This is a genomic window from Kibdelosporangium persicum, from assembly GCF_013280595.1.
In the GTDB taxonomy this organism is placed as follows: domain Bacteria; phylum Actinomycetota; class Actinomycetes; order Mycobacteriales; family Pseudonocardiaceae; genus Kibdelosporangium; species Kibdelosporangium persicum.
This window is the reverse complement of the sequence record NZ_JAAATY010000002.1, coordinates 140109-158720: the sequence shown is the minus strand read 5'-3', so window position 1 is coordinate 158720 and position 18612 is coordinate 140109. Positions and strand designations below refer to the sequence as shown.

General features: G+C 68.7%; 23 protein-coding genes. 16 read left to right on the top strand and 7 right to left on the bottom strand.

From position 1 onward, the window contains the following. The first annotated feature begins 23 nt into the window (after positions 1-23). The 8 genes from GC106_RS05320 (at position 24) to GC106_RS05285 (ending at position 6346) form a co-directional block, all read left to right on the top strand. Positions 24-713 (top strand): TtfA family protein, encoded by a 690-nt coding sequence (locus GC106_RS05320; RefSeq protein ID WP_173125019.1) that lies wholly within the window; start codon positions 24-26, stop codon positions 711-713. 9 nt (positions 714-722) lie between these two features. Further along, the gene (locus GC106_RS05315) at positions 723-1493 is read left to right on the top strand and encodes an SDR family NAD(P)-dependent oxidoreductase (protein WP_173125017.1); all 771 of its coding nucleotides are present in this window, start codon (positions 723-725) and stop codon (positions 1491-1493) included. A 13-nt stretch (positions 1494-1506) separates the two neighbouring features. Continuing rightward, positions 1507-2313, top strand: a complete 807-nt coding sequence (locus GC106_RS05310) for an LURP-one-related family protein (protein ID WP_173125015.1) — start codon at positions 1507-1509, stop codon at positions 2311-2313. Between the two features lie 437 nt (positions 2314-2750). Continuing rightward, a complete protein-coding gene (pyrE, locus tag GC106_RS05305) occupies positions 2751-3302 on the top strand; it encodes an orotate phosphoribosyltransferase (protein WP_173125013.1) in 552 nt (183 codons plus the stop codon). A gap of 107 nt (positions 3303-3409) precedes the next feature. Continuing rightward, on the top strand, positions 3410-3778 hold the full coding sequence (locus GC106_RS05300; protein WP_173125547.1) for a DUF2784 domain-containing protein: 369 nt from the start codon (positions 3410-3412) through the stop codon (positions 3776-3778). Further along, positions 3775-4416, top strand: coding sequence for a TrmH family RNA methyltransferase (locus tag GC106_RS05295; protein ID WP_312872440.1), 642 nt, complete (start codon positions 3775-3777; stop codon positions 4414-4416). Before GC106_RS05300 ends, GC106_RS05295 begins: the two co-directional genes overlap by 4 nt. A 79-nt stretch (positions 4417-4495) precedes the next feature. Further along, positions 4496-5608, top strand: coding sequence for a glycoside hydrolase family 76 protein (locus GC106_RS05290; protein WP_173125009.1), 1113 nt, complete (start codon positions 4496-4498; stop codon positions 5606-5608). 9 nt (positions 5609-5617) lie between these two features. Beyond that, positions 5618-6346, top strand: coding sequence for an SDR family oxidoreductase (locus GC106_RS05285; RefSeq protein ID WP_173125007.1), 729 nt, complete (start codon positions 5618-5620; stop codon positions 6344-6346). A 15-nt stretch (positions 6347-6361) separates the two neighbouring features. Here GC106_RS05285 and GC106_RS05280 read toward each other — a convergent pair whose 3' ends face one another. Next, complete coding sequence (locus GC106_RS05280; protein WP_246364967.1) at positions 6362-7354, bottom strand: LacI family DNA-binding transcriptional regulator; 993 nt, start codon at positions 7352-7354, stop codon at positions 6362-6364. A gap of 116 nt (positions 7355-7470) precedes the next feature. Between GC106_RS05280 and GC106_RS05275 the strand changes: the two genes are divergently transcribed. The 6 genes from GC106_RS05275 to GC106_RS05250 all read left to right on the top strand — a co-directional run bounded on the left by GC106_RS05275 (position 7471) and on the right by GC106_RS05250 (position 12206). Continuing rightward, complete coding sequence (locus GC106_RS05275; protein ID WP_173125003.1) at positions 7471-8475, top strand: substrate-binding domain-containing protein; 1005 nt, start codon at positions 7471-7473, stop codon at positions 8473-8475. 4 nt (positions 8476-8479) lie between these two features. Continuing rightward, positions 8480-9466 (top strand): ABC transporter permease, encoded by a 987-nt coding sequence (locus tag GC106_RS05270; protein WP_173125001.1) that lies wholly within the window; start codon positions 8480-8482, stop codon positions 9464-9466. Next, on the top strand, positions 9463-10266 hold the full coding sequence (locus GC106_RS05265; protein ID WP_173124999.1) for an ATP-binding cassette domain-containing protein: 804 nt from the start codon (positions 9463-9465) through the stop codon (positions 10264-10266). The genes GC106_RS05270 and GC106_RS05265 overlap by 4 nt, the downstream gene beginning before the upstream one ends. Then, positions 10266-11069, top strand: a complete 804-nt coding sequence (locus tag GC106_RS05260) for a PfkB family carbohydrate kinase (RefSeq protein ID WP_173125545.1) — start codon at positions 10266-10268, stop codon at positions 11067-11069. The genes GC106_RS05265 and GC106_RS05260 overlap by 1 nt, the downstream gene beginning before the upstream one ends. After that, positions 11056-11664, top strand: a complete 609-nt coding sequence (locus GC106_RS05255; RefSeq protein WP_173124997.1) for a nucleoside/nucleotide kinase family protein — start codon at positions 11056-11058, stop codon at positions 11662-11664. The genes GC106_RS05260 and GC106_RS05255 overlap by 14 nt, the downstream gene beginning before the upstream one ends. 134 nt (positions 11665-11798) lie before the next feature. Continuing rightward, entirely contained in the window at positions 11799-12206 is a 408-nt protein-coding gene (locus GC106_RS05250; protein WP_173124995.1) for a VOC family protein, read from the top strand. Between the two features lie 160 nt (positions 12207-12366). Here the strand turns inward: GC106_RS05250 and GC106_RS05245 are convergent, their stop codons facing one another. Both GC106_RS05245 and GC106_RS05240 read right to left on the bottom strand, forming a co-directional pair. After that, entirely contained in the window at positions 12367-12969 is a 603-nt protein-coding gene (locus GC106_RS05245) for a DedA family protein (protein ID WP_173125543.1), read from the bottom strand. Between the two features lie 167 nt (positions 12970-13136). Then, positions 13137-14081 carry an alpha/beta hydrolase gene (locus tag GC106_RS05240; protein ID WP_173124993.1) on the bottom strand — a complete coding sequence of 315 codons (945 nt, stop codon included), beginning with the start codon at positions 14079-14081 and terminating at the stop codon, positions 13137-13139. Between the two features lie 100 nt (positions 14082-14181). Here GC106_RS05240 and GC106_RS05235 point away from each other — a divergent pair, with 100 nt between their 5' ends. Beyond that, positions 14182-15585, top strand: a complete 1404-nt coding sequence (locus tag GC106_RS05235) for an FAD-binding oxidoreductase (RefSeq protein WP_173124991.1) — start codon at positions 14182-14184, stop codon at positions 15583-15585. A 25-nt stretch (positions 15586-15610) separates the two neighbouring features. On the opposite strand, the gene GC106_RS05230 is transcribed toward GC106_RS05235, so the two are convergent. The 3 genes from GC106_RS05230 to GC106_RS05220 form a co-directional block, all read right to left on the bottom strand. Continuing rightward, on the bottom strand, positions 15611-15883 hold the full coding sequence (locus tag GC106_RS05230) for a hypothetical protein (RefSeq protein WP_173124989.1): 273 nt from the start codon (positions 15881-15883) through the stop codon (positions 15611-15613). 9 nt (positions 15884-15892) lie between these two features. After that, positions 15893-17035, bottom strand: coding sequence for an N-acetylglucosamine-6-phosphate deacetylase (nagA, locus tag GC106_RS05225; protein WP_173124987.1), 1143 nt, complete (start codon positions 17033-17035; stop codon positions 15893-15895). 81 nt (positions 17036-17116) lie between these two features. After that, positions 17117-17701 (bottom strand): SigE family RNA polymerase sigma factor, encoded by a 585-nt coding sequence (locus GC106_RS05220; protein WP_173125541.1) that lies wholly within the window; start codon positions 17699-17701, stop codon positions 17117-17119. 149 nt (positions 17702-17850) lie between these two features. On the opposite strand from GC106_RS05220, the gene GC106_RS05215 reads away from it, so the two are divergent. After that, positions 17851-18135: a YciI family protein gene (locus tag GC106_RS05215; RefSeq protein ID WP_173124985.1), complete on the top strand. Its 285-nt coding sequence runs from the start codon at positions 17851-17853 to the stop codon at positions 18133-18135. Here GC106_RS05215 and GC106_RS05210 read toward each other — a convergent pair. After that, the gene (locus tag GC106_RS05210; RefSeq protein WP_173124983.1) at positions 18129-18611 is read right to left on the bottom strand and encodes a pyridoxamine 5'-phosphate oxidase family protein; all 483 of its coding nucleotides are present in this window, start codon (positions 18609-18611) and stop codon (positions 18129-18131) included. The two genes, GC106_RS05215 and GC106_RS05210, sit on opposite strands and share 7 nt — an antisense overlap. Position 18612 lies beyond the last annotated feature (1 nt).

The window sequence follows — 18612 nt, the reverse complement described above, 5'->3', positions numbered from 1 at the left end:
GGATGTCCGCTAGTCTCTGACTGGTGGGCATCCCCGCGTGGGTCTGGTTCGCCGTGGCCGCTGTCGCGGCTCTCGGTGGAGCTGCCCTGCTTGCTCGAGACCGTGCCGTTCGGACTTCCCGTAACCGTGAACGGCGGCGCTGGGCTGCATTACGCGGCTGGCAGTTCACCGAGACCGACAACGTCCTGCCGACCCAGTGGGACGGCGGCGCGCTGGCGTACTACGGCGGCGGCATCGCCAGGGACGTGGTGGCCGGTTCGACCTTCACCGCCGACGGCAGGCGCCGGGTCTACGTCTTCGACCTCGACAACGGCGGCCGCGTCAGCGCGGTGATCGCGGCCGTGCAGTGCCGCCGCAAACACGAGGTCGTGGTGGAACTGTGGCTGCCGAGCGTGCCATTCGAGCAGGAACACATGCCCGAACTGCTCGGCCCGGTCGGCCAGCGGTACGCCTTCGTGTCGGACCTGGCCAGGGCCCGCGCCCTGATCACGCCGGACCTGGTGGACGCGGCCGAGGAAATCGGCCCGGACGTGATGGTCGCCTGGATCGAGGACGGCTGGGTGCTCGCCGCGGCGCCCGTCAACGCCAACCCGTCCCGGCTCGAGCGTCTGCTGCGTAGCCTCGGCGAGGTCGCCGACGTGGTGGACCCGTTCGAGGACGACGAACCGTCGGACAGCACCGCCCAACTCCCGCCTGGCCGCCCCGGCCAGTAGCTTGGCCGCATGCCAACTGCTCTCGTCACCGGCGCCACCGCGGGGATCGGCAACGCGTTCGTCCACCGTCTGGCCAGCGACGGTCACCACGTCGTGCTCGTGGCACGCACCGAGCCACGCCTGCACGAGGTGGCCACGGAGGTCAAGGCGAAGTACGGCGTCGAAGCCGAGGTGCTGCCCGCCGACCTCTCGACCGCTGACGGCAGGCTGGCCGTCGAGCGCAGGCTCAGCGCGGGCGGTCCGGTCGACATCCTCGTCAACAACGCCGGGTTCGGCACCCGGGGCCGGTTCGAGGACGTCTCCGTCGACTGGTTGCAGAACCAGTTGGACGTGAACGTGACCAGCGTGCTCCGGCTGACCAGGGCGGCGATCCCTGGCATGGTCGAGCGCGGCCGGGGCGCGGTGATCAACGTGTCGAGCATCGCCGGGTTCTTCCCCGCGACGGGCGCGACCTACGGGGCCACGAAGTCGTACGTGACGGCGTTCTCCGAGGGCCTCGCGATGAGCCTGAAGGGCACTGGCGTGCGCGTGATGGCGCTGTGCCCGGGGTTCACCCGTACCGAGTTCCACGACCGCGCCGGCGACGACAAGTCGGCGATCCCGAAACCGATGTGGCTGACCACGGACCAGGTGATCGACCAGTGCATGGCCGACCTGGCGCGTGGCCGGATCCGGTCCATCGCCGGCTGGCAGTACAAGGCCCTCGTAGGTGTGACCAGGCTGTTGCCGCCTGGACTGCTGCGCAGGCTGGAGGCAGGTCTCGGTCGGGGCCGCACGTGAGAGGGAGACACAGATGAGCCATCAACCGCCTGGCTGGTACCCCGAGCGGCCGGGATCGTCCGTGCTGCGGTGGTGGGACGGTGCACAGTGGACCAACCACACCCAGCAGAAGACGGACGCCAGCCCGTGGGAGCTGGAACTGGGCGGGCAGCCGGACCCGTCGCGCGTGCAGAACCAGGTCCAGCAGCAGGCAGGCGTCGGCCCGGCGGGCGGAGGTGGCGGGACGCTGTTCACCGAGCCGGTGCTCGTGGTGAACCAGAAGGTCAAGCTGATCGAGATGGCCAACGAGTACGCGGTCTTCGACCAGAACGGCCGTCAGCTGGGGTCGGTGGTCCAGGTGGGCCAGAGCGCGCTGAAGAAGGCGGTCCGGTTCTTCACGAGCTATGACCAGTTCATGACGCACCGGCTGGAGGTGCGTGACGCCAACGGCCAGCCGATGCTGCTGCTGACCAGGCCCGCGAAGGTCTTCAAGTCCCGGATCGTGGTCGAACACCCGAACGGCCACCAAATCGGCGAGATCCTCCAGGAGAACATGGTCGGCAGGATCAACTTCGCCTTCGTCGTCAACGGCCAGCAGATCGGCGGAATCCGTGCGGAGAACTGGCGCGCCTGGAACTTCATGGTGCACGACCACACCGGCCAGGAGATCGCCCGGATCACGAAGACCTGGGAAGGCTTCGCCAAGACCATGTTCACCACGGCGGACAACTACGTCGTGCAGATCCACCGGCAGTTGCAGAACCCACTCGCCAGCCTGGTGGTCGCAGCGGGCCTGGCGATCGACACAGCACTGAAGCAGGACGACCGCGGCTTCGGCTGATCACGCCAAACGCTCGCGGCCTGCGGAGTCCGGTGGTCTGTGGCTCGCGGGGGTGGTGACTTCCGGCCCGCGAATCTTGTGGCCCGCGAATCTTGTGGCCGCGGCCCCCGGAATCCAGCATACCGGCGGGCACCGACGATCCCGAGCGGCGAAGGCCGACATCGGCCAAGCTGTCCACAGCAGCCCGGCTGTCCACATGTCGATCTTCACCACCCCCGTTGATCTTGCCATCGCGGTAGGCTGGAGCGGGGCCGCCCCCCGGGAGTGGTGGGGGCTGTCTGGGGGTGGGATTTGGTGCGTGGCTGGGGTTTTGGGGAGCGGTGATTGTGTCTACTGTGGACTTTGCGGTTCGGGTTCGCGAAGTGTGACGTGGGGCATGCGGGTGTCCGCAGGTGTTCGGGCGGCGGATTCTGCTTCGTGTTTTAGGGTGGGGCCTTGTGCTCGTTGACCAGAACGCCAAGTCCGAACTCGCCAGGCTCGTTTCCGAGCTGGCCGTTGTCCGTGGTCGTGTAACGCTGTCCTCCGGCAAGGAGGCCGACTACTACGTCGACCTGCGCCGGGCGACCTTGCAGCACGCGGCCGCTCCGCTGATCGGCAAGCTGCTGCGTCAGCTCACCTCCGACTGGGACTACGTGGCCGCGGGCGGTCTGACGCTCGGCGCCGATCCGGTGGCGTGCGCGATGATGCACGCGGCGGCTGCGCAGGGGGATGTGCTGGACGCCTTTGTCGTCCGCAAGTCCGCCAAGGAACACGGCATGCAGCGCCGGATCGAGGGGATCGAGGTCGCGGGCCAGCGGGTGCTCGCGGTCGAGGACACCTCGACGACCGGTGGCAGTGTGTTGACCGCTGTCGAGGCGTTGCGGGAGGCCGGTGCCGAGGTCGTCGGTGTCGTGACCGTCGTGGACCGGGCGACCGGTGCCAAGGAGGCCATCGAGGCGGCCGGGCTGCCGTACCGCTACCTGCTGGGGTTGGCCGACCTCGGCCTGTAGGCCAAGCGTGGGGTCGCTCACCAGCGGCCCCACCACCTGCGACGACAGTTGCCTTCCAGGCCGCGACGAGTCCAGACTGGGTGTCAAGGACAGGGGCGGTGAGGTCTGTGGCTGCGTTCTTGGCTGATGTGACGGTCGTGGTGCATTTCGCCGCGCTGCTGTACATCGGTTTCGGCGGGTTACTCGGCTGGTGGTGGCCGAAGTCCCTCTTCATCCACGTCTTCTTCGCCGCGTGGGGTGTCGCGGTGAACGTCATCCCCGGCCTGCCGTGCCCGCTCACCACGCTGGAGGACTACTTCCGGCACCAGCAGGGGCTCGGGTCGCTGCCGGGCGGTTTCAACGAGTACTACATCTACGACGATCTGATCCCGCGTAGCCTGTTGCCGGTGGTGGCAGTGCTGGCGATCGTGATCCTCATCGTGTCCTATGCCGGGACGTACATCCGGTGGCGCAACAGGGCCAAAGTGTCGGCGTGACCGGACCGACCGAGTGGGTGTTCGGCGATCCCGTCGGTGTCGGGCCCTGGGAAGGCCCGTGGCCGGACGACCCCAAGTACGACCCTGAACTGCTGGCCGAGGGCGACCGGCGCAACGTGGTCGACGCGTACCGCTACTGGCGGCGGGAGGCCGTCATCGCGGATCTGGACACGCGCAGGCACGACTTCCACGTCGCGATCGAGAACCTGCAGCACGACCACAACATCGGCACGGTTGTGCGGACGGCGAACGCCTTCCTGGCCAAGGCCGTGCACATCGTCGGGCGGCGACGGTGGAACCGCCGCGGTGCCATGGTCACGGACCGGTACCAACACGTCGTGCATCACCCGGATGTGGCTTCCCTGGCCGAGTTCGCGAAAGCCGAGGACCTCACGCTGGTCGCGGTGGACAACACGCCCGGCGCGCAGCGGATCGAGACTGTCAAACTTCCGCGCCACTGCGTCCTTCTTTTCGGTCAGGAAGGCCCTGGCCTCACCGAACAGGCGCGGGAGGCGGCCGGCATGACCGTGTCGATCGCCCAGTTCGGGTCCACCCGGTCGATCAACGCGGGCGTGGCGGCGGGTGTCGTGATGCACTCGTGGATCCGTGACCACGCGGACCTGGGTTCCGCCTGGTGACTGATTAATTCGCCCAAGTGGGGCACGTACCACGCTGAGGGGTATCTCCTGACCGGTCGGAGATACCACCATGGGCGACATGGCCAGAGAGCTCGTCGCCACCGCCCGGTTGTGGGCGGCGCGCGCCGCGGTGTCGGAGTTGGGTGTGCACGCCAGGCACCTGCGCCGGCTGTGGGCGCGCCCTGGCACATTGCTCGGTGTCGACGGGTGGCCACCCACTCGGGGCGAGCGGCTGTTCGGAAGGTGGAACTTCTTCGCGCAGGCGCATCTGATCGACTGTTTGGTCGACGCGCAGGAGCGCAACCCGACGGCGACGCGGGCGACGTCCATCGCGCGGATCGTGCGCAGTGTGCGGTTGCGGCACGGCCGTCGTTGGGTGTCCGAGGACTACGGCGACGCGGCGTGGCTGGGTCTGGCGTTGCTGCGTGCGTCGCAGTACACGCCGGTGAAGGTCGCGGTCGGCGACATCATCCGTGGTCTGCGCAGTGCATGGACTGACCACGCGGGCGGTGGGCTGTGGTCACGGTCGGACGAGAACCTCAAGAGCGTCCGCGTGAACGGTCCCGCGACCATCCTGCTGGCCCGCAGCGGGGACCGGATCGACATGCAACGTGCGCGGGCGATCGCGGAGTGGATGGAGGACACGCTGTTCGACGAGGTCACCGGGCTGGTCTGGGTCGGCCTGCACGTGAACCTCGACGGCGAGATCCGCGAGACGATCAAAGAGATCTACACGTACATCCAGGGCGTCTACCTGGGCGTCTGCCTGGAGTTGGCGGTCGGCGACCCGGTGTGGGCGGAGCGGGCCGAGCGCACCATCATCGCGGTCTCCGAGCACCTGGCGAACAACGGCGTGCTGCGTGGCCACGGCGGCGGTGACGGCGGTATCTACACCGGGATTCTCGCGCGGTACCTGGCGTTGGCGGCGCTACGACTGCCCGCGTTGACGGGTGCGTCGGCGACCGGCATGGCCGCCAGCCATGTGGCGGAACGTCTTGTGCTGACGAGCGCCGCGGCCGCATGGCGAAACCGGGCCGTCGCGCGCGGTGGTCCGCTCTACGGTCCTGACTGGACAGTCCCGTCCCGGGTGCCGAGGTCGCCGCGGCACCGGATTCCCGAGCGGGAGCTGGCGTCGCAGCTGGGCGGCTGGATGATCCTCGAGGCGGCCGCCCTGCTCGAACGATCACACTAGTGTGGCCGTATGGGTGTGGTGATCGTGACCGGCGGCAGCCGGGGTATCGGTGCGGCGATCTGCCGGACGGTGGCCAAAGCCGGCCACCAGGTCGTCGTCAACTACGTCGGCAACGCCGCCGCGGCGCAGGCCGTCGCCAAGGAGACCGGCGGCCTGGCGGTCCAGGCGAACGTGGCCGACGAGGCGGACGTGGTCCGGTTGTTCGACGAGGCCGGGCGACTCGGCCCGGTGACCGGCCTGGTGTGCAACGCGGGCGTCACCGGCAACAAGATCGCGCGCCTCGACGAGCACGACGTGCGGACGGTGCGTGAGGTCCTGGAAGTCAACGTGGTCGGAACCTTCTTGTGCGACAGGGAAGCCGTCCGCCGGATGTCGACCCGGCACGGCGGCCAGGGCGGCGTGATCGTCAACATCTCTTCCACGGCAGCGCATCGGGGCTCACCGAACGAGTGGGTCCATTACGCGGCAAGCAAAGCAGCGGTCGAGACGCTGACAAAAGGCCTCGCGCTCGAAGTCGCCAACGAGGGCATCCGGGTCAACTGCGTGGCGCCAGGCCTGGTCGAAACCGAGATGCACGAAGCCGCCGGAGCACCCGACCGCATCGCCAAAACCGCGCCGCTGATCCCGTTGGGCCGCGCGGGTCAGCCCGAGGAAATCGCGGACGGTGTCGCGTGGCTGCTGTCCGACTCGGCCTCGTTCGTGACCGGTTCGGTCGTGACGATCAGCGGCGGCCGGTGAAAACCGTTGTAGCCGTCAGAAGCAGCCGCAGGAATTGCGGTGCATCAACTTCGGCTGCAACCGGACGGTGGTGGGTTCGCGGGACGGGTCGGCGATCCGGTTGAGCAGCATCCGCACGGCGGTCCGGCCGATTTCCGCGATCGGCTGGGCCATCGTGGTGATCGGCGGGTCGAGCAGATCCGCCCATTCCACGTCGTCATATCCGACGACCGCGAGTTCCCTGCCGATTTTCACGTCGCGCCTGCGGGCTTCGTGCAGAACTCCGGACAACATCACGTTGTTGCCCGCGACCACCGCGGTCGGTGGATTGGCTAAGTCGAGCAGCCTGCCCAGTGCCGCGGCGGCCGGTTCCGCGGCCGACTCGCCGGACTGCACCAGGGTTTCGTCCCAGCTCAGGCCGGAGCGGCCGAGGCCGAGCCGGTAGCCGAGCACCCGCTCGGAGGTGGTGGCCAGCCCTTCGGCGCCGCTGACCATCCCGATCCGCCGGTGCCCGAGTTCCGCCAGGTGCTGCACCAGCGCCGAGGTGGCGTGCACGTTCTCCGGGCCGACCTGGTCGAACTCGGTGCCCACGGTCAGCCGGTCGACCAGCACCATCGGGATGCCCAGCTGTTTGAGCTCGGGCAGGACCGTGCCGGCGGCCCGGGGTGACGGGGTCAGGATCAGCCCGTCCACGCGGCGGGAACGCAGCGTGCGGACCGCGGACTGCTCCGTCGCCTGCTCGTCGTGGGTGTCGGTCAGCACGAGCGTGTAGCCGGACTTGGTGGTCTCGTGCTCGATCGCCTGGATCAGTTCGCCGAAGTACGGGTTGGCCACGAGCGAGATCGCCACGCCCAACGACCGGGTGCCGCCGGTGACCAGTGATCGGGCGATCGCGTCGCCGGTGTAGCCGGTGCGCTCGATCGCGTCCAGGACTCGGAACTTGGTCTCGGGGGCGACCGCCCGGGTGGAGTTGACCACGTGCGACACCGTGGTGATGGAGACGCCCGCCATCTGGGCGACATCCTTCATGGTGACCAAGTGAGTCTCCCTGTCAGCAAACAAGGCCAAGCGTTTGCGCAAACGGTTGCGACAGGCTAAGTGAATCATTAGCTTCCCCGCAACCAGGCATGCCTAGGAGGGAAGTCATGGGACGACGTGGTCTCGCCATCATCGCCGCCGGTCTGCTCGCGTTCGCCGCGAGTGGTTGTACCAGCCAGAAGACCGGAAGTGGTGACCAACCCGCCGATGGCGGCAGGATCAAGGTCGGTCTCGTGACCAAGACCGACTCCAACCCGTACTTCGTGGCCCTGCGCGACTCCGCGAAAGCCGAGGCCGACCGCTTGGGCGCGGAGCTGATCGCGCTGGCGGGCAAGTTCGACGGCGACAACGAAGGTCAGGTCGCCGCGATCGAGAACCTGGTCCAGCAGGGCGCGAAGACGATCATGATCACGCCCAGCAACTCGACCGGCATCCTCGGCGCCATCAAGAACGCTCGTGACCGGGGTGTTCTGGTGATCGCGCTGGACACCGAGACCGAACCGAAGGACGCCGTCGACGCCACGTTCGCCAGCGACAACACCGAGGCCGGCCGGATGCAGGGCACGTACGTGAAGGCCGCGCTGGCGGGCAAGGCACCGAAGGTGATCATGCTCGACGGCACGCCCGGCTCGACCGTGAGCGAGCAGCGCCACAACGGGTTCCTCCAGGGTATGGGCCTGAAGGACGGTGACCCGGCGATCCTCGGCGTCGAGGCGACCAACGGCGAGCAGAACAAGGCGCAGACGGCGACCGAGAACCTGCTGCAGCGCGACGCCTCGATCACCGCCGTCTACACGCTCAACGAGCCCGCCGCACGCGGTGCCTACGGCGCGTTGCAGGCGAAGGGAATCGCGGGCCAGGTCGTGATCGGCTCGATCGACGGTTCCTGCCAGGGCGTCACCGACGTCAAGGACGGCAAAGTCGTGGCGACCGTGATGCAGTTCCCGAAGAAAATGGCGGCGCAGGGTGTGCAGGCCGCGGTGGAATTCGGCAAATCCGGCAAGAAGCCGTCCGGATTCGTGAACACGGGCGTCACCGTGATCACCGACAAGCCGGTTGCCGGAATCCAGAGCCAGGACACCGCGTGGGGCTTGCAGAACTGCTGGGGCTGAGCCGATGAGCACCATTCACGAACGCGGTTTCAAGGAGCGCAGCGAATTCATCCTGCGCACCCCGGCGATCGGCCCGGCGATCGCGTTGGCCGTGGCGGTGGTGGTCTTCTCGGTCACCACCGACACCTTCCTCAACGTGGACAACCTGTCCCTGGTCGTCCAGCAGTCGCTGGTGATCGGCACGCTGGCGCTCGGCCAGACGTTGGTGATCCTGACCGGCGGCATCGACCTGGCCAACGCGGCGATCGCGGTGTTCGCGACGCTGCTGATGGCCAGGCTGACCCTTGAGTCGGGCATGCCGGGGATCGTCGCGTTGTTGCTCGGAATCGTTGTGGCGGCGGCGATCGGCGCGGTGACCGGTGGCATCGTGACCGGTTTCCGGTTGCCGCCGTTCATCGTCACGCTCGGCATGCTGACCATCGTGACCGCGGTGAGCCGGATCTACGCCTCCGGGCAGAGCTTCCCGGTCACCGACGACACGCTCGGCTTCCTCGGCCAGAAGCAGTACCTGTTCGGCCAGATCGAAGTCACGTTCGGCATGGTCCTGATGCTGGTGATGTACCTCGGGGTCTGGTACGCGCTGACGCGGACCGCTTGGGGCAAGCACGTCTACGCGGTCGGCAACGACCCGGAGGCCGCGCGCCTGTCCGGCATCCACGTGCGCCGCAGCCTGCTCGGCGTGTACCTCGTCGCGGGCGTGATCTACGGAATCGCGGCCTGGCAGGCGTTGGGGCGCGTGCCGAACGCGGACCCGAACGCGTTCCAGCTCGGCAACCTCGACTCGATCACGGCCGTCGTCATCGGCGGGACGAGCCTCTTCGGCGGGCGCGGCAGCGTGATCGGCACGCTGATCGGCGCGTTGATCGTGGCGGTGCTTCGCAGCGGGCTGACCCAGGCCGGGATCGACAACCTGTACCAGGACGTGGCCACGGGCGTGCTCGTGATCGCGGCGGTCGCGGTGGACCGGTTCTCCCGGGGGAGGCAGCGATGACTCCGGTATTGGCGGCGAAAGGCCTGGTCAAACGGTACGGCCGGGTGACCGCGATGGACGGCGCCGACTTCGACCTGCGGCCCGGCGAGGTGCTCGCGGTGGTCGGCGACAACGGCGCGGGCAAGTCCACGTTGATCAAAACCCTGTCCGGCGCGGTGATCCCGGACGAGGGCGAGATCCACGTCAACGGTGAACGGGTGCACTTCCACGGCCCGCTGGACGCCCGCAGGCACGGCATCGAGACCGTCTACCAGGACCTGGCGCTCGCCCAGGCGCAGGACATCGCCACGAACATGTTCCTGGGCCGGGAGAAACGGCGTCCGGGCGTGCTCGGCGCGGTGTTCCGGCTGCTGGACTCGAAGGGTATGCGTGCCGAGGCCCGCAGCGTGCTCGACGACCTCGGGATCAACATCAAGTCGATGACCCAGCCGGTGGAGACGTTGTCCGGTGGGCAAAGGCAGGCGGTCGCGGTCGCGCGTGCGGCCGCGTTCGGGACCCGGGTCGTGATCATGGACGAGCCGACGGCCGCCCTGGGTGTCGCGGAATCCGCCAAGGTGCTCGAACTGATCGGCCGGATCAGGGACCGCGGCCTGCCGGTGGTCCTGATCAGCCACAACATGCCGCACGTCTTCGAGATCGCCGACCGGGTCCACGTGCACCGGCTGGGCAGGCGGGTCGCGGTCGTCTCGCCGGGGACACACTCGATGAACGAGGTCGTCGGCCTGCTGACCGGCGCGCTGCGGATGGGCGAGGACGGCACGATCGAGGAAGTCGGCGTGACCACGGGACTCAACCGTTGATCCTGACGGTCGGTCTGTGCACAGTGGACCTTGTCCAGCGGGTGGACGTGCTGCCCGTGCCAGGCCAGAAAGTGCAGTCCAGTTCGGTGGAACTGGTGGCGGGCGGACCGGCGGCGAACGCGGCGATCACCATCGCCGCGCTCGGCGGGCACGTTCGCCTGGTGACCGTCCTGGGCTCGCATCCCTTGGCGGACTTGGCAAGGCGCGATCTTGAACGCTACGGCGTCGAAGTGGTCGACGTCGTGCCGGATCGTGTCGAGCCGCCCGCGGTGAGTGCGGTCTCCGTGCGTGACGCCGACGGTGAACGGACCGTCGTCTCGCACAACGCTTCGGGCATAACGGCGGACGCTGACGTCGAACTGTCTGATGTGGACACGGTGTTGCTCGACGGGCATCACCCGGCCCTGGCGCTCAAGGCCGCCCGCGCCGACGTGCCGGTGATCCTGGACGCGGGCAGCCGCAAGGCGGTGTTCGACGAACTGCTGCCGATGGTCGACGTGTGCGCGTGCTCGTCGGCGTTCCAGGATCCCGTCGACTGCCCGGTGGTGACACGCACGTACGGACCGGAGCCGGTGCAGTGGTTCGTCGGATCCGACCATGGGGAAGTGCCTGTGCCGCAAGTGGAAGCCAGGGACACCGCGGGCGCGGGCGACGTCTGGCACGGCGCGCTCACGCTCGGCGTGTCCCGGCTCGGCCGGGTGCCCGAAACCGCCGACATGCCCGATTTGATCCGCTACGCCAACCGAATCGCCGGTCTGCGGGTACAGCACGAAGGAGCGAGCTGGCGCGATGAACTTCGCTGAACTGGTCGACCGCGCACGGGCGCTGGCCGCCAAGGACCGGGCCATGCTCGGGATCTGCGGCGCGCCGGGCGCGGGCAAGTCGACGCTGGCGAGCCGGATCGTCGAAGCACTCGGTGACCAGGCGGTCTACGTCGGCATGGACGGCTTCCACCTGGCCCAGGTGGAGCTGGAACGGCTGGGCCGCACCGAGCGCAAGGGCGCGCTGGACACCTTCGACGGCGCCGGGTACGTCGATCTGCTGCGCAGACTGCGAGACCAGGCCGACGAGGTGGTGTACGCGCCGGAGTTCCGCCGGGAGATCGAGGAACCGGTCGCGTGCGCGGTCCCGGTCTTCCCGGAGACCAGGCTGGTCGTCACCGAGGGCAACTACCTGCTGGTGCCGGACAAGCCGTGGGGTGCGGTGCGTGACCTGCTGGACGAGGTCTGGTTCCTCGATCTCGACGAGGGCGAACGGCACCGCAGGCTGATCGCGCGGCACGAGGCGTTCGGCCGCAGCGCCGAGGAGGCTCGTGACAGAGCGTTGGGGTCCGATGAACGCAACGCAACCGTGATCAATGCGACGGCGGAACGCGCGGATCTCGTGCTACGGGACTAGCGGGCACATCTCGCGGTGTGGAATGTCCTATAACAGCGTGCTCACGACGCCGGATTTGTAGACAGTCGTGCGGCACTATTGGCGGAGCGGCCTTTCCCCCGATCTGTAGTGGCCGCACGAAAGGACGGACCGAAATGCCCACGTTGAGCGGCGTGCATCACATCGCGCTGACCGTGACCGACGTGGACCGCAGTGTCCCCTGGTACGAGCGGGTCCTCGGGTTCAGCGTGGTCGGCACGCTCGACGAGGACGCCCTCGGTGTCCGCAAGGTGTTCCTGCGGGGCCCAGGCGACGGTTTCGCGCTCACCCTGGTCCAGCACCCGTACGCGGCGGGCAACGTGTTCGACGAGAAGAGACCCGGGCTGGACCACCTGTCGTTCTCCGTGCCGGACGAGGGCTGCCTGACCGAGTGGACCGACCGGCTCGACGAACACGGCGTGATGTACTCGCCGATCACCGAGGAGCAGAGCGCGGGCAAGTCCGTGGTCGCCCTGCGCGACCCGGACGGCATCCAGCTGGTGCTCTGGGCGGAGAAGCCCTAGGTCGTGTTTCAAATGCCCGATCGCGATAGCCGGGCCGGATGCGGCCCCTGACGCCACCGCGGGACCGCCCAAAGACAACCAGTATTCGCGGCGATCCCGCGGCGACGCCAGGAACCGCCCCGATCCCGACTCTCATCGACCGGGACATTCGAAACACGACCTAGTCGACCACGGGGACGAGCTCGGCGGGCCTGCGCATCTCCTGGCGGTAGCGCCAGATGCCCCACACGGTCCCCACCACGAAGAACGCGACGCCGACCACGACGGCCGTGGTCACCACCCACGGGTACTGCGTGAGCAGGCCGGCGGCGTAGTACCCGACCAGCACGAGCGTCGGCACCCACAGCACCGCGCCGACCGTGGTCGCGACCATGTACCGGCGGGGGTTCATCGCGGCGGCACCGGCGATCATCGGCGCCAGCGTGCGGACCCACGGGAGCCAGCGGGCCAGCACGATCGCCCAGAAGCCGCGGCGGTCGAGGAAGTCACGGGCCCTGCCGAGCCGCTCCACGGTGAGCACCCGGCCACCCAGCCGCCCGGTCAGGGACGTTCCCGCTTTGCGGCCGATGTGGTAGCCGAGCTGGTTGCCGGCCACGGCGACGACCGTCGCGGTGACGGACAGCGCCCACGCTTCGACGTCGTGCGAGCCGTGCTGGGCCAGCACCAGTCCGGCGGTGAAAAGCAGGGAATCACCCGGCAGGAACAAACCGACGACAAACGCGCATTCGATGAAGACGAAGCTGAGCACGATCAGCCAGACCATCAGCGGACCGTTCTCCGCCAGCCAGCCAACCAGGTTCACCTGATGGAGCGTACGTGAGAGTTCACGCGGCTCAAGGGGAAAGGAGATCGGCTAGGTAACGAATCGTCTGCCTGCCGTGACACGGGCCAGCGGACCGCACGCGGCTGGACGCCACGCGCACGCTCCCCCTATGCGGCGACGGTCTGGTCCGAGACCTCGCGGACGAACTCGCCGATGTGCCGCAGTGCGGCGTTCGCCTCCGGCAGCCACGGCGCGAACCAGTGGAAGACGTGCACCTGGCCAGGCCATACCTGCAGATCGCAGTAACCGCCCGCGCGCCGTAACGACTCGGCCATCCGCTCGGAGTCGACTTGCAGGCACTCCGTGCCGCCGACCTGGATCAGCACCGGTGGCCAGCCGCGCTTACGCACCTTCAGCACGTTCAGCCTGCGATGGGAGGGCATGGTCTCCCCGACGTACGCGGCGCCGCACCAGATCGCGTAGTCCGGCGGGACGAACGGGTCCCGCAGTGCCAGGTCCCGGGACGCCAGCTCGGCGCCGGTCAGGTCGAGGAACGGCGACAGCATGACCGCCGCGGACGGCATCGGCAGCTTCTCGCTCGCGATGTCCGCCAACAGGCACGCCGTCAGGTGGCCGCCCGCGGAGTCGCCGCCCACGACGATCTGCGACGGCTGGTACCCGTCGGCCAGCAGCCAGCGGTACGCCGCGAGCGCGTCCTCGGCGGCGGCCGGAAAGGGGTGTTCCGGCGCCAACCGGTAGTCCAGTAACAGAACGGGCAATCCGGTCGAGGCGGAGATCCGGGACGCCAGCTGGCGGTGCGTCCGTGGCGAACCGCAGACGAACCCGCCGCCGTGCATGTACAGCATGATCCCGGCCGCGCCCTGGGCTTCCTTGGCCGTCACAAGCAGACCGGGCACTCCGCCGGCGGTGACGTGCTTGATCCTGGTGCCGCGCGGCAGTGGTGTGCGGCCGATCGCGTCGAAAGCCTCACGCACGACACGTAATGGAGTCGATCCTGGGCGGACCACGCCGCCGAGCACCCGCAGACTGCGCACCATCAGCAAGGCCAGCAGGCGACTCGCCAGACTGGGGGTAGCAGGTAGCTCGGCCATCCGAATCGCCTCCCCAGGTCTCGTCGACCTTGACGTGACAACTATCACTGTAGATCAGGGGACCGCTGGTTCGCTGCCCTCCGAAAGACTTGTTAGGGGTATGCCCTTACCGGGCGTTACCGTAAACATCGTGACTCTGGCAGAGCGGCTGAGAGCGGAGTTGGGTGCGGACGCGGTGATCACCGATCCCGACGTCACACGCAGCTACGAGCACGACATGATGCCGTTGGCGCCGCACGGCTCGCCGTTGGCGGTTGTGCTGCCCTCGAACACGTCCCAAGTCCAGGCGGTGGTCCGTGCCTGCGCGGAGTTCGGGGTGCCGATCGTGCCTCGTGGCGCGGGCAGCGGGCTTACCGGTGCGGCCAACGCGATCGACGGCTGCGTCATGCTGGTGACCGCGCGGATGAAGGAAATTCTGGAGATCGACCCGGACAACCGGCTCGCCGTGGTGCAACCCGGCGTGGTCAATCTGGACTTCCGTGGCGCGGTGGAGAAGCACGGCTTGTTCTATCCGCCCGATCCGTCCAGTTACGACTGGTGCACGATCGGCGGCAACATCTCCACCAACGCGGGTGGTCTGTGTTGCGTCAAGTACGGCGTTACCACGGATTCCGTGCTGGGTCTGGAAGTCGTGCTCGCCGACGGCGAGGTGCTGCGGACCGGCCGCCGGACCGTCAAAGGCGTCGCGGGCTACGACCTGACGAAGTTGTTCATCGGCAGTGAGGGAACGCTCGGCGTCGTCACGGAGATCACGGTCGCGTTGCGCCCCTTGCCACAGGTGCCCGGCACCACGATCGCGGCGTTCTCGACCATCGAGGCGGCGGGCGACGCGGTGTCGCGGGTCGTGCGGGAAGGCATGGTGCCGTCCCTGATGGAGATCATGGACGCCACGTCGATCCGGGCGGTCGAGGAGTACCTGAAGACGGAACTGGGTCCCGGCAAAGGATGTGCGGCGTTGTTGCTGTGCCAGTCGGACGCCGGTGGTGAGGCCGCACGGCACGAACTCGAAGTGATCGAACAGGTCTGCCGTGCCGCGGGCGCGGATCTCGCCTACACGACCCACGATCTGGCCGAGGGGCAGATGCTGTTGCAGGCGCGCCGGGCGGTGCTGACCGCTTTGGAGGTGTACGGAACCTGGCTGACCGACGACGTCAGCGTGCCGCGCACCCGGATCGCGGAACTCATCGCCGGCTGCGAGCGGATCAGCGAGGAGTGCGGGCTGCGGATCGCGGTCGTCGGTCACGCCGGTGACGGCAACATGCACCCGACGATCGTCTACGACGCCTCGTCGGCGGACGAGTTCGCCCGTGCCCGCAAGGCTTTCGACGACATCCTGGACGTCGGGCTGGCGCTCGGCGGGACCGTCACCGGCGAGCACGGTGTCGGCAGGATCAAGCAGGAGTGGCTGGAACGCGAGATCGGCCCGGTGGGCATGCGGGTCCACCGGGCCATCAAGAACGCGCTCGATCCGGGAAACCTGTTCAACCCGGGGTCGATGTTCTAGCCGTCCGATGTGGACGGAGGGTCGGCTAGAAGACGGTGACCAGTCCGATCACCGCGCCACAGGCGAGGCCGAGGGACAGCGCCAGCAGCAGCACCGCCCAGCCGCCGAGCCGTTGCCGGGGGATGTCGGTGGTGACCGGATCGTCGGCCAGGGACTGGGTCTCCACCCGGGCGGCCAGCCCGAGGTCGTCGCCGGACAGCAACCCGTAGCCGGGGGTCGCCGGCGGGCCGCTCACCTGAACGGCCTGCGCCCGCAACGCCTCGGCGAGCAACTGCTCCGGGTCCTTGTCCTTGGCCACGCCGCCAACCTACTTGACCCACTCACCGCGGGCCATCACCCCGGTGGGCCGCAGGGCGGCGTCCAGCAGCACGAAGTCCGCCGCGAGACCAGGGCTCAACGAGCCGGTCTGCTCCGCCAGGCCGAGCAGTTGCGCGGGCCTCGTCGAGCAGGCCGTGACGGCCTCGCGGATCGTCAGCCCGCAGCCCTGGACCAGGTTGCGGAAAGCCGCGTCCATGGTCAGCGTGCTGCCGGCCAGTGAACCGCCGCCGGCGATCCGGGGCACGCCGTCGGTCACCGTGACCTCCAGCCCGCCGACGTCGTACACGCCGTCGCCGACACCGGCGGCCGCGATCGCGTCGGTCACCAGCACGGTCCGGCCTGGACCGGCGTGCCGTGCGGCCAACCGGACCACTGTCGGGTGGAGGTGCACCAGGTCGACGATCAGCTCGACGGTGACGCGCGGATCGTCCAGCAACGCGCCGATCGGTCCGGGTTCACGGTGGTGCAACGGCCGCATGCCGTTGAACAGGTGCGTGGCCACGGTCGCGCCCGCGTCGATCGCGGGCAGCACGGTCGCCTCGGTCGCGTCGGTGTGCCCGATCGCCGCGATCACGCCGTTGTCCACGAGGGTGCGGACCGCGTTGACGGCGCCGTCCAGTTCCGGCGCGATGGTGATCATGCTGATCGCGCCGTCGCCCGCGGCGAGCAGCTTGCGGATCGACGACGGCTCCGGCGGGCAGAGGATCGCCGGGTCGTGCGCGCCGCAGCGGGCCGCGGACAAGAACGGCCCCTCCAGGTGGACGCCCGCGATCATCCCGTCCTTGACCAGCTCGGACAGTGCCGCGACCTGGTTGACCAGTTCCGGAACCGGCCGGGAGACCAACGAGGCCAGCAGGGTCGTCGTGCCGTGCCTGCGGTGGGCCTCGACCGCGGTGCCCACGCGACGGGGATCGGTGTCGGTGAACGCCTCACCGCCGCCGCCGTGACAGTGGATGTCGACAAAACCGGGCACGACCCATGCGCCGGCCACATCCGTCACGGGGGCGCCGGACTGCTTGGGGTAACCCGGACCGAGCGCGGCGATGGTGCCGTTCTCGACCTCCAGCCACCCGGGATCGAGGACACCGTCGGGCGTCACGACTCTGCCCCCAGAGATCACCAGGTCGGTCATGGTGACGATGATGGGTCATCGACCCGCGATTGGTCTATACCAACGGACGGGTGTCACTCGCCCGCATGAGTGAGAACCACCTCAGGCGGGACCCGCCATGATCTTCTGCAGGGCGTCCAGCGCGCGGGACGCGGTGGACTTCACGGTGCCCTTCGAGATGCCCGCGGCCTCGGCGATCTCCGCCTCCGACAGCCCGCCGTAGTACCGCAGCACCAGCACCTCGCGCTGACGCGGCGGCAACTGCGACAGCGCCTGCACCACAGCCTGGTGCTCGGCCGTCAGCATCGCCAGGCTCTCCGCGGAACGCGCGTTCACCGCATGCGGGGGCGTGTAGTCCCGAGCGGTCTTACGGCGGCGCAGGACGCTGCGTGAGCCGTTGACGACGGCCGTCCGCAGGTAACCGACCGCGGCGGCACCGTCACGCAGATTGGCCCAATGCCGGTGCAGGCCGGTGAAGGCCTCCTGCACCACGTCCTCGGCCGTCGCGGGCTCGTCGACCAGCAGCAGCGCCAGCCGGACCAGCCGCATCCGATGCATCCGGTACAGGTCTTCCAACGTCAGCCGGGCCGGTGTCTCGGCGATCGAGCCGCCGCCGTCGAGCGCGCGCAGGCGGGTGAGCGTGGTCTCCACGCTGCGCTCCGCGTTGTGCTCCGGGCCGGGCCACATCGGTGTGCCGCCCTGGAACTGCTGCGACGGCTGGTTGCCGCCGTGGTTGCCGCCATGACCTGTCACGAGGGTGAGCGTATCGGTCGGCTGGCCCAACCCACAGCGTCCGACCAAGATGACCATCGGGGCGGCCGACTAGCCTGAGCGGCATGGCCTGGTACACCGCTGACGTCACGTACACCACCGACCGGGACAAGCTCGCCGCCGTGCGCCCGGCACACCGCGACTACCTGCGAGGACTCGCCGAGCAGGGGATCGTGGTCGCGGCCGGCCCGTGGGCCGACGACCTGGGCGGGTTCGTGGTCTACCAGGTCGAGGACCGCGACCAGTTGGACGCGATCATCGCCGAGGACCCGTACACGACCGAAGGCGTCGCGGCCAAGCGGGACGTGCGGGAGTGGGACATCCGCATGGGCAAGTGGGCCGGTCAGTAGGTCCCGCCGAGCTTGCGGTGATCCCAGCTGACCACCTTGGTCGGCCGGAACACCAGTCCGACGCGCTTCTGCGCCTGGACGCGGATGAACTGCGCGGCGGCCGTCACGACCTCGTCATTGCCCTGTGCCGTCGTGTCCAGGGACATCCTGCCGAGCAGATCGGTGCCGATCCGCACGATCTGCTCGGTGTCCTCGACGATCTCGACGTCGCACTCCATCGAGACGCCCTGCAACTCCTCGTAGGACACGCCGCTCTCCACGAGCACCGTCGCCTCGGGCAGGCGGCGTAGATTCGCCACCTTCTGCGAGGTGCCGTACGTCCAGGTGGCGATGCCGTCGCCCTCAAGGATGTAGAAGACCGGGATCAGGTGGGGCCGGCCTTTCGGGCCGATCGTGGCGACGTTGGCCACCCTGCCCGACTCGAGGTACGCCCGTACCTCGCCGGGCGTCATCTTGATCTCCGCGCGACGTGACATC